The organism is Corallococcus sp. 4LFB (assembly GCF_046520365.1).
In the GTDB taxonomy this organism is placed as follows: Bacteria; Myxococcota; Myxococcia; order Myxococcales; family Myxococcaceae; genus Corallococcus; species Corallococcus caeni.
In genome coordinates, this window is sequence record NZ_JBKGHJ010000442.1 from 1 (window position 1) to 7,025 (window position 7,025).

The 7,025-nt window shown below is 70.9% G+C and carries 6 protein-coding genes and 1 pseudogene; 1 reads left to right on the forward strand and 6 read right to left on the reverse strand.

Annotation, left to right across the window (positions count from 1 at the left end; translation table 11 throughout):
• Positions 1-654: pseudogene (locus ACLEQD_RS33345) on the reverse strand (ABC transporter substrate-binding protein); the annotation flags it as partial.
• Between the two features lie 213 nt (positions 655-867).
• Here ACLEQD_RS33345 and ACLEQD_RS33350 point away from each other — a divergent pair.
• Positions 868-1,713, forward strand: coding sequence for a discoidin domain-containing protein (locus ACLEQD_RS33350; protein WP_410389588.1), 846 nt, complete (start codon positions 868-870; stop codon positions 1,711-1,713).
• 36 nt (positions 1,714-1,749) lie between these two features.
• On the opposite strand, the gene ACLEQD_RS33355 is transcribed toward ACLEQD_RS33350, so the two are convergent.
• The 5 genes from ACLEQD_RS33355 to ACLEQD_RS33375 form a co-directional block, all read right to left on the reverse strand.
• The gene (locus ACLEQD_RS33355; protein WP_410389589.1) at positions 1,750-2,142 is read right to left on the reverse strand and encodes a zf-TFIIB domain-containing protein; all 393 of its coding nucleotides are present in this window, start codon (positions 2,140-2,142) and stop codon (positions 1,750-1,752) included.
• Between the two features lie 147 nt (positions 2,143-2,289).
• Positions 2,290-3,561 carry a UDP-N-acetylglucosamine 1-carboxyvinyltransferase gene (murA, locus tag ACLEQD_RS33360; protein ID WP_410389591.1) on the reverse strand — a complete coding sequence of 424 codons (1,272 nt, stop codon included), beginning with the start codon at positions 3,559-3,561 and terminating at the stop codon, positions 2,290-2,292.
• Between the two features lie 53 nt (positions 3,562-3,614).
• The gene (gene prmC / locus ACLEQD_RS33365) at positions 3,615-4,481 is read right to left on the reverse strand and encodes a peptide chain release factor N(5)-glutamine methyltransferase (RefSeq protein WP_410389594.1); all 867 of its coding nucleotides are present in this window, start codon (positions 4,479-4,481) and stop codon (positions 3,615-3,617) included.
• Complete coding sequence (gene prfA, locus ACLEQD_RS33370) at positions 4,475-5,566, reverse strand: peptide chain release factor 1 (protein WP_120528644.1); 1,092 nt, start codon at positions 5,564-5,566, stop codon at positions 4,475-4,477. Before prfA ends, prmC begins: the two co-directional genes overlap by 7 nt.
• A 283-nt stretch (positions 5,567-5,849) precedes the next feature.
• On the reverse strand, positions 5,850-7,025 hold a 1,176-nt coding region (locus ACLEQD_RS33375; RefSeq protein WP_410389593.1), incomplete at its 5' end, for a CapA family protein.

Consider the following 7,025-nt stretch of genomic DNA (forward strand, 5'->3'; position numbering starts at 1 on the left):
CGGAGCGGGCGCGCCGCTGTCCTGCTCCGCCGGCACCTCCTCGGGCGTGCCGGGACCGGGCAGCTCCACCCGGTACCAGTCCTCATCCCCCGAGTGCCCCAGGAACGCCGTCACCGTCTGCCCCAGCGGCAGCGCGGCGGCGTCCACGGCGCGGTCGTTGGGCTCGCGCTCCTCCCCGTCGTTGGGCTGGCGGTACTTCACCTCCAGCGTGTACGCCCCGCCCATGCCCTTGCGCGCGGGCGACACCACCAGCCAGCGCTCCTGCTCCACGTAGAGGTTGGGAAGGCGCTCGCCCTTGCCCTCGCCCTCGCTGTTGACCCCCACCAGCCGGTTGCGGTCCTGGTCGTAGACGTCCAGCTTCACGTCCCCGCCGGGCAGGCCCGTCACCGTCACGTCCGCGATGCGCGGGGCGCCGGGGGCCAGCCGGTACCAGTCCTCGTCCAGCTTGTTGGGCTCCGCCGCCAGCCCTCCCGTCACCACGCTGTCGCGCGTGACGGCCAGCGCCTGGTCGGGCCGCTCGTTGGGCTCCTGCTCCGTGAGGGCGGAGGGGCCCGTCTCCACCGCGCCCGCGTCCGGCGCTTCCGCCGGCACGTCCTTCTTGCACGCGGCCACCCCCATCCACCCCAGCACACAGACCCAGCCCCAACGTCGCATCACGTCTTCCTCCTCGGTCGGTCCGCCTTGTCGGCCTGGGCGTGTCCGGGTGTCAAGCACCCCCAACCCCCGGCGGCCGCTTTCATCCGCGCCCCCGGACGTCCGCTGGAGAACGCCCGGGCCCCCGTCGCGGCCCGCCGCGAGGTCTGGTGACGGCGGAAGGGACACACCCGGACTGGAGCCCCGGGGTGGGGACGATCCAAGATGCGCCCCATGCGACGCCTGTCCCTGGCCTCCCTGCTCCTCGCTTCCCCGTCCGTCCTCGCCGCCGCACCCGCCGCGCCCGGCTATGCCCAGGCGGAGGCTTGGGTGCAGAAGGAGGCGCGCCCGGACCACTACGTGCCCCTCAACCTGCTGGATGGCCGGGACACCACCGCCTGGTGCGCGGAAGGGGAGAAGCCCGCCCCCGTCTTCATCGGCTTCAAGGAGCCCGTCACCCTGGACGAGGTGCGCGTCTACACCGGCGAGGGCACGTCCCGCGACGCGTTCAAGGCCCACGGCCGCGTGCGCAAGTTCACCCTCACCAGCGTGGACGCGTCCCGCAGCGTCACCGTGCAGGACAAGCGCGGCCTGCAGGCCGTGCCCCTGTCCCAGCCGCTCTTCGGCGCGCGCTTCACCCTGGAGGTGACGGACCGCTTCCCCGGCGCCAGGGAGGACGCCCCGGTGTGCCTCACGGACGTCGTCCTGTACTCGGGCGGCAAGCCCCTCAACGGGCCCGCGCTCGCCACCCGCTACAAGTACGACGCGCGCGTGGCCCCGCTCGTGGGCACGTGGTTCGGCGGCCACGAGGGCGCGCCGGAGCGCTTCCTCTCCTTCTTCGTGGACGGCACCTGGCGCTTCTCCCTGGAGCCCCTGGAGACGCCCGAGCCCACCACCGTCGTCAGCGGCACCTACAGCGTGTCCGGCAACCGGGTGACGCTGGACATCCCGAAGAAGGGCAAGGTGTCCGCCCGCTTCGAGCGGACCCCGGCCGGCGAGGGGCCGAAGGCGGCCGCCGCGCTGTCGCTGGACGGGACGCTCCCCGAGGAGTGGGGGAGCGCCTTCCGCAGCCAGCCGTGAGGGCGCCCGGGCCGACGTGAGGGCCCGGGCCGTGGCCTAGATGGCGGCCTTGGCCTTCTGCTTGCTGCTGAAGGCGCGGAAGAACTCGATGATCTTCTTCTCCGCCGCGGCGGTGTCGGCCGCGTCAGCGAACTCCGACTCGAGGAAGATGCCCCCGCACGACTCGCAGGTGTCGAACTGCAGGGGGTGATGCCGGTCCCCGCCGACGTAGCGGACGAGGTCCACCTGGCAGTCGGGGCACTGGCCTGTCAGGGCGTCGGCGTCCATCTTGCCGCCCTGTCCCTCCAGGCCGGGAAGGTTGTTGTGGAGGAGGATCCGGTTCAGATCCGCGACGTTGACCCACAAGCCGCCGCACTCTTTACATTCCCGCAACGTCTCGTGATCTCCCTCGAGATCAGTCATTTCGGCGTTGCAACCGGGGCAATTCATGGGGCGGCTCGTTCTCCTGAAGGGGGGAGCACTGGGGCTCCCCGGTGAATGGAGAATGATAGGTCGCACAAAAATTGGGATGCAACCCGTGCCGCCGCTTCTGTTGGCAACGCGCCGTCTACCAGCCCCCCAGGCTCAGGCCGACGCTCAGGCGCGCTGCTTCACGCGGCGGATGTCCGCCCCCAGGCCCCGCAGTTTGCGCTCCAGCCGCTCGTACCCGCGGTCCAGGTGGTAGACGCGGCTGACCTCGGTGTGGCCGTCGGCCCGCAGGCCAGCCAGGATGAGCGACGCGCTGGCGCGCAGGTCGGTGGCCATCACGGGCGCCCCGCTGAGCCCCTTCACGCCCTTCACCACCGCCGTGTGCCCCTGGATGGTGATGTCCGCGCCCAGCCGGTGCAGCTCCGGCACGTGCATGAAGCGGTTCTCGAAGATGTTCTCGGAGATGACGGACGTGCCGTGGCTCACCGTCATCAGCGCCATCAGCTGCGCCTGCATGTCCGTGGGGAAGCCCGGGTGCTCCGTGGTGGTGATGTTCACGGACTTGAGCGTCCTGGGCGCCTTGCAGCGGATGCCGCCGTCCTCCACCGTGAGGGTGCAGCCGGCCTCCCGCAGCTTGTCCAGGACCGCGTCCAGGTGCTCGGGCCGTGCGTGCTTCACCAGCACGTTGCCCCCGCTGATGGCCGCCGCCACCAGCAGCGTGCCCGCCTCGATGCGGTCCGGGAGGATGGCGTGGTCCACCGGGTTGAGGGCGTCCACACCCTCGATGGTGATGACGGACGTGCCCGCCCCCTCCACCCTGGCGCCCATCTTGTTGAGCACCCGCGCCAGCTCCTCCACCTCCGGCTCGCGCGCGCAGTTCTCCATCACCGTGCGGCCCTTGGCGAGCACCGCCGCCATCATCACGTTCTCCGTGCCGGTGACGGTGATGACGTCGAAGTTCACCATGCCGCCCTTGAGCTGCTTCGCCCGGGCCTCCACGTAGCCTTCGGTCAGGTGGATGTCCGCGCCCAGCGCCTTGAGCCCCTTCAGGTGCTGGTCGATGGGCCGCGCGCCAATGGCGCACCCGCCCGGCATGGACACGCGCGCGCGGCCGAAGCGCGCGACGAGCGGCCCCAGCACCAGGACGCTGGCGCGCATGGTCTTCACCAGGTCGTAGGGGGCCTCCGGGGTGATGTCCCCCTCGATGCTGATTTCACAGGTGTCCGCCTTCCTGCCGGTGAGCCGCTCGGCCTCGCAGCCCATGGTGCGCAGCACCTCCAGCATCGTGGCCACGTCCGCCAGGTCCGGCACGTTGCGGAAGGTGGTGGTTCCGTCCGCCAGCAGCGCGGAGGCCAGGATGGGCAGCGCCGCGTTCTTCGCGCCGGAGACCTCCACCTCGCCGTGCAGCGCGGTGCCACCCTTCATGACGATCTTGTCCATGTCTCTCCCGTGCCTTCCTGCGGTGCTGCTGCCGGGCCGCACGCCCGTGGCCCTCAGGCCGCGGGCTGTGTCCCGAACGCCATGCGTTCACGCCGCTCCAGGTCCTTCTCCACGCGCGCGTCCACGTACCCCGCGGCGCGCAGGAGCTCCAGGACGGCGCTGCCCTGGGTCTCACCCATCTCCAATGCAAGCAGGCCGCCAGGCTCCAGCACCCGCCGCGCGCCCTGAATCACGCGCCGGAGCGCGGTGAGCCCGTCCGGCCCGCCGTCCAGCGCCAGCCGGGGCTCGCGCCGCACCTCGGCGGACAGCCCGGCGATGTCGCCCGAGTCGATGTACGGCGGGTTGGACACCACCACGCGGAACGTCTCGCCCGGGGGGAGGGGCGCGAAGAGGTCGCCCTCCAGCACGCTCACGCGCTCGGCCACGCCCAGGGCCTGCGCGTTCTCATGGGCCAGCGCGCACGCGTCCTTGGACAGGTCCGTGGCCAGCACCGTCGCCTGGGGCCGCTCCGCCGCCACGCTGATGGCGATGCAGCCGGAGCCCGTGCACACGTCCAGCACGCGGCTGGGGGCGTCCCTGGGCACCGAGTGCAGCACCGCCTCCACCAGCAGCTCCGTCTCCGGCCGGGGGATGAGCACGCGCGCGTCCACCTTGAACGGGCGGTTGTAGAACTCCTTCGTGCCCGTCAGGTAGTTCGTGGGCTCGCCCGCCATCCTGCGCTCGATGAGCGCCTTGAAGGCGGCCAGCTCGTCCTTGGACAGCGGCCGGTCCAGGTCCACGTACAGGCGCACGCGGCCCGTCTTGAGCACGTGCGCGAGCAATATCTCCGTCGTGAGCCGGGGCGCGTCCACCCCGCGCTTCTCGAAGTGCCCCGTCGTCCAGGTGAGGATCCGGCGGATGGTCCAGACGTCGCTCATGATTCGCTGGGGGGCCGCCCGCCGCCCGTCTGCGCCTTGAGGGCCTCCGCCTGGTAGTGCGTGCGGCAGGCCGTGATCACCTCGTCCACGTTGCCCACCATGATGGCCGGCAGGTTGTGCACGGTGAGGCCGATGCGGTGGTCGGTGAGCCGGTCCTGCGGGAAGTTGTAGGTGCGGATCTTCTCGCTGCGGTCGCCCGTGCCCACCTGGCCGCGGCGCATGGAGTCGCGCTCGTTGCGGATGCGCTCCTGCTCCATGTCGTAGAGCTTCGCGCGCAGCATGCGCAGGGCCATGGCGCGGTTCTTCCCCTGGCTCTTCTCCTGCTGGCACTTCACCACGATGCCGGAGGGCTTGTGGATGAGGCGCACCGCGGAGTCCGTGGTGTTGACGCTCTGGCCGCCGGCGCCCGTGGAGCGCATCACCTGCATCTCGATGTCCGCCGGGTTGATCTGCACGTCCACGTCCTCCGCCTCCGGCATCACCGACACGGTGATGGTGGAGGTGTGGATGCGGCCCTGCGTCTCCGTGGCCGGCACGCGCTGGACGCGGTGCACGCCGGACTCGTACTTCAGGTTGCTGAACACCGCGTCGCCGGACAGCGTCACCGTGGCGTCCTTCACGCCGCCGGCGTTGCCCGCGCTCATGTCCAGGATGTCCGCCTTCCAGCCCCGGCGGTCCGCGTAGCGCAGGTACATCTGCATGACCTCTTCCGCGAAGAGGGCCGCCTCGTCGCCGCCCGCGCCCGCGCGGATCTCCAGGATGACGTTCTTCTCGTCATTGGGGTCCTTGGGCAGCAGGAGGATTTTCAGCGACGACTCCAGCTCCTCGCGCTGCGCCTTCAGGCCGGGCAGGGCCTCCTTGGCGTAGGCCTTCTCGTCGGGGTCGGCGCTGGACAGCCACGCCTCCACCTCGTTGAGGTCCGCCAGCACCTTGCGGTAGCCGCGGAACGTCTCCACGAGCTTCTCCAGCGCGGCGCGCTCCTTGGACACCTTCTGGAGCTTCGCCGTGTCGGCGAGGATATCGGGGTTCGACAGGTCGGCCGTGAGCCGCTCGAAGCGGCGCTCGACCTCTTCCAGTTTGTCAATCATGCGTGGTTCCCGGGGCGTCTTGCCCCTTTGGGCGCTCCGTGGCAAGGGCCCTGGGCGTCAAGGAAAACCTTGGCCGTGCGGGCAGCGGCATGTAAGAACGGCCCCCGTCGCCGCCCGGTGCGGCTCGAATCACGCTCAACACGGAGTCCTTCACATGGCCGCACAGAAGGGGAATCGTTCCAAGAAGAAGCTGAAGAACCGCGCCAAGACCCGGAAGGCGCAGCTCAAGCGCCGCCGCACGCGCTTCAAGCGCGGCCAGCGCAACAACAAGTAGTGCCGGAAGCTACTGCCCCCCTCTCACACTGGAGGAGGGGGGCGGTGGGCTCCCTGCTCCCTCCGCGTCCAGCGCTTCCAACGCCGGGAGCATCCGCTCCAGCCCCGGCGTCCCCTGCGACGCGGTGCGCAGCAGCGTCATCACCCCTTCGGCCTCGGCACCCGTCACGGGCACCGGCTGGACGGGGAACTCGGGGTAGCGGTCGGTCCTGAGGGGCAGCACGTCACTGGAGAGATAACCCGTGGAATCGAAGCGCGCCCGCCACAGGACGCTGCGCTTGTCCCGGGGGTTCCAGTTCCCGCCGAACACGAAGTTGCCCAGCGAGTAGACCACCGGCCTGCCCTGGTACAGCTCCATGGACTGGAGCACGTGCGGGTGGCTGCCCAGCACCCCCGCCGCCCCCGCGTCGATGGCCGCGTGCGCCAGGCGCACCTGGTACGGCTCCGGGGTGGTGTTGCCCTCGATGCCCCAGTGGAAGAAGGGCAGCACCAGGTCCGCCTGGGCCTTCGCCGCGGCGATGTCCTCGCGCAGCATCCGCTCCATCACCTCCACGTCGGAGAAGTGCCCCGCCACGCCCGGCGTGGTGTCCGTGGCGTAGACCTCCCGGGGCTCGATGTTGCGCGTGCCCAGGAAGAAGTAGCCCAGGAACGCGACCTTCAGGCCCCCCACGGTGACGACGGCCGGGCGGCGCGCCTCCGCCAGGTTGCGCCCCGCGCCGAAGAAGGGGATGCGCGCGGCCTCCAGCGACGTGAGCGTGTCCAGCAGTCCCTGCGCGCCGTAGTCCATCATGTGGTTGTTGGCCAGGCTCACCACGCCCACGCGCCCCGCGGTGAGCACGTTCACCAGCTCCGGCCGCGCGCGGAAGTTGAAGTTCTTGGGCAGCTTCTGGGTGCTGTCCGTGTACGGGCACTCCAGGTTCACGACGAACAGGTCGCCGGAGTCCACGATGGGCCGCACCTCGCGGAAGCCGTACGCGAACATCTCCTCGCGCGTCCGCCCCTTGGCCACCTGGTCGTCGAAGTACTCCTCGTAGTGGTGGCCCACCGTCACGTCGCCGCCCACCACCAGCGTCACCGGGCGGGCGGGGGTTGGAGCGGCCGCCTGGTGGGCGGGGTGTCCGGTTTCGGACCCGGGCGGGGGGGCTGACGGGGCCTCGGGCGGCGGGCCCGGCGGGGCGGCGGAGGG

Excerpts from the sequence above, each read along its gene's own strand:
- ACLEQD_RS33350 (WP_410389588.1), top strand. The coding sequence starts at position 868 with ATGCGACGCCTGTCCCTGGCCTCCCTGCTCCTCGCTTCCCCGTCCGTC.
- ACLEQD_RS33355 (WP_410389589.1), bottom strand. The coding sequence starts at position 2,142 with ATGAATTGCCCCGGTTGCAACGCCGAAATGACTGATCTCGAGGGAGAT.
- murA (WP_410389591.1), bottom strand. The coding sequence starts at position 3,561 with ATGGACAAGATCGTCATGAAGGGTGGCACCGCGCTGCACGGCGAGGTG.
- prfA (WP_120528644.1), bottom strand. The coding sequence starts at position 5,566 with ATGATTGACAAACTGGAAGAGGTCGAGCGCCGCTTCGAGCGGCTCACG.